Genomic DNA, 2,808 nt, shown 5'->3' on the forward strand with positions numbered 1-2,808 from the left:
GGGGTACTAACCAAAGCCGGTTACGCTCAATTAAAGAAATCGGCGAAGCCCGCGAGGTGCGCTTTATTTTTGCCCCCATCGATTCTGAAGCCGCGGAAATGGTGAGACAGGGGAGAGAACGAATTGGCTTCACTGAACGAGCGATTGGTGCCACTCGACTGCCTTATTTAATGGTAGCCTTTCAGGCGATGAACTTGGGTCAAAGCGGGGCCGCATTATCAACTGGCTTAAAAGCCAAAAAAGTGTTGGGGATTTTTGCTGCAGGGTTAGATTTGACTCTTGCGACGCTAAATTTAAGTGATTACCTCTCCCGCCGTTATGAAGTCTTAAGGCCGGTTGTTCACACAAGTAACATTAGTCAAAAAGTGGTGATAAAAAATGGTCAAGCTAATATCTTTAGCCGAATGTTTCCACGTTTAATTACCGTCAACTGGCTTTTTTCTAGAGGTGCTGGTCTACTAGCAGCAGTTACAATGACCTGGGAGGCTGTTGAACGATTTAAAGAAGGTGATATGGATGCTGCGGTAGCGTATGGCATGGCTGCGGTTGGCGCTACGATGCTACTGGTATTCAGTGGGCCCGTTGGCTGGGTGGGGTTGGCACTATTGGTGGGCGGTGCGATTACTGGCATTATGTTGACCGATGGCCCGTTGGAACAGTGGGTCAAGCATGGCCCCTTCGGCGATCAGCGAGGCGTAGCGCCGTGGCTGGAAGAGCCAGAGGAGGCTTACTACCGCCTGCAAGGCATATTGGCTAACATTACTATTACAGCACGCCGGGTGCCACCACAGGAGCGCGATGCACTAATGACCCGGCTGAATGATACTCATAACCGCCCCACGCCCGCGTCATTTTTAATGGGCCAAATGTGGCAAGAGCATCTCCAGCCGACACCTATCAACACGGTGATTGAAGTAAAAAGTGGCCTACCCGGTATGGGGGTTGAACTACAGGATGTCGCAATCATTAAGCGCCTGGAAGGAATAACTCACAACACACCAGCTTATAGCGGTTGGGCGAAACAATCTGAAACGCAGATGACACCACTGCTAACTCAGCTTTCTGCGCATTCCATTCGCTACTTTGTTTATACGCCTGCAGGTAAACGTGCCCTGGGCCCTCAGACAGGCATCGGTTACCGTTGGGATGTGCAAGTGCAGTTTCGAGAAATAACGCAAGTCCCTTTTCTATCCAATGATCGGTTCTATCCCGCGCCAGAACCACTCAAAGCCGCGCCTACCGATATAGCAGAAGTCTTTGATAGCACATCGTCTAATAGTGATTACTGGGTAAAGGAAACATTGAATGTCTGATCAACCTAACCCAAAAAACTACTACGCTAATACTGCTTACAAACCGGCTAAACGAGCAGCTTGGGAAGAGGCTAATTCGAATCGTCAACGTATCAGCGGATCATGTTTAACATGGTATCGTCGTACACAGGATAACGGTACTAAGGACGAATATGGTTATAATAATATTTATATATCAAAGTTATGGGAAGATAGTCGAGACAAATCAATAGGTGATCCAAAAGATACTTATAGCTCGATGAAGGTTTATTATGATCACATGCTAATAATTCCTCCTAATTATAAAAAAAGTGCTATTGTTTTTGTTGTTTCCATGGCTATAGCGAAGTTTTCTACATTTGTTCCATGGTGGATATTTTTTTTATATTTCGTTGTTGGCTTACTATTGATACCCTTTGTAAGCACAGGGTTTGCTGAATATTTTGATGCGTTAAAATATTTATTCTTTTATGTCTTCCCTATTTCCTCTATTTCCTTTTTGATATGGAAAACTTTAGAGTGGCTAAGTAGTAGATATCCGAATATAGCTTTTGGTGCTAAAAGTCACCCTCTTTGGAAACTTGATCGACAAAGTGGTCTGTTTACTATCTACCGTCCTAAAAAAGTATGGGAAAAGCGCTTGGCAGCGCCTTTCTATGAATTTGACGCCTACCTTGAAAGCTCGCCGGATACCCAAGGTAGCCCTACCTATTCGCTGATGCTCTATCACTCTGAAACGGGGGTTCGCCAGAAGCTGGATGCCCAGTTCCCGCCGACGAATATGGCTGGCGAACTTGTGGCTGCGTGGCAGTTTATCCAGCGTTATATGGATGTTTCCCAGCCGCTACCGGATGTGCCTGCTCTGGAAATACACCGCCACAAAGACCCTACCACGGCAGCCGCTGACCTGCGCAAAGGTCGCAACCCGCGTTACTGGCGGGATATGAGCGAAGCCGAAGTGGAGAAAATTCAGGAAGAGAAGTACCAGAAGAATATTCGTTTGCGCTAAGAGCGGTGGACTTTTAGCCAAAGTTACAATGACCTGGGAGGCCATTGCGCGATTTAAAGAAGATGATATAAATGCTGCGGTAGCTTATGGCGTGGCAGCAGTAGGCGCTACAATGATATTTGTATTCAGTGGGCCCGTTGGCTGGGTGGGGCTCGCACTATTGGTGGGTGGTACGGTTACTGGCATTATGTTGACCGATGGACCGATGGACCGATGGACCGATGGACCGATGGACCGATGGACCGATGGACCGATGGACCGATGGATCAAACATGGCCCCTTCGGCGATCAGCGTGGTGTAGCGCCGTGGCTTGAAGAACCTGAAGAAGCCTACTACCGTCTGCAAGGCATTACTGTTACCGCACGCCGGGTGCCACCACAGGAGCGCGATGGACTAATGACTCGGCTGAATGATACTGATAACCGCCCCACGCCAGCGCCATTTTTAATGGGGAAAATGTGGCAAGAGCATCTCCAGCCGACACCTATCAACACGGTGATTGAAGT

3 protein-coding genes are annotated in these 2,808 nt (G+C 48.0%); all 3 read left to right on the plus strand.

What is annotated here, in order from left to right; translation table 11 throughout:
• The coding region (locus ACT3TJ_RS17815) for a hypothetical protein (protein ID WP_444666117.1) at positions 1–1,313 on the plus strand (1,313 nt) is incomplete at its 5' end.
• Positions 1,306–2,301 carry a hypothetical protein gene (locus tag ACT3TJ_RS17820; protein ID WP_444622811.1) on the plus strand — a complete coding sequence of 332 codons (996 nt, stop codon included), beginning with the start codon at positions 1,306–1,308 and terminating at the stop codon, positions 2,299–2,301. The genes ACT3TJ_RS17815 and ACT3TJ_RS17820, both read left to right, overlap by 8 nt.
• A gap of 112 nt (positions 2,302–2,413) precedes the next feature.
• The coding region (locus tag ACT3TJ_RS17825) for a hypothetical protein (RefSeq protein ID WP_444622810.1) at positions 2,414–2,808 on the plus strand (395 nt) is incomplete at its 3' end.

Source organism: Halomonas sp. AOP30-A1-24 (assembly GCF_052378165.1).
GTDB lineage: Bacteria > Pseudomonadota > Gammaproteobacteria > Pseudomonadales > Halomonadaceae > Vreelandella > Vreelandella citrativorans.

Bases quoted from the DNA above. Each gene is read 5' to 3' on its own strand.
- ACT3TJ_RS17820 (WP_444622811.1), top strand. From the start codon at position 1,306: ATGTCTGATCAACCTAACCCAAAAAACTACTACGCTAATACTGCTTAC.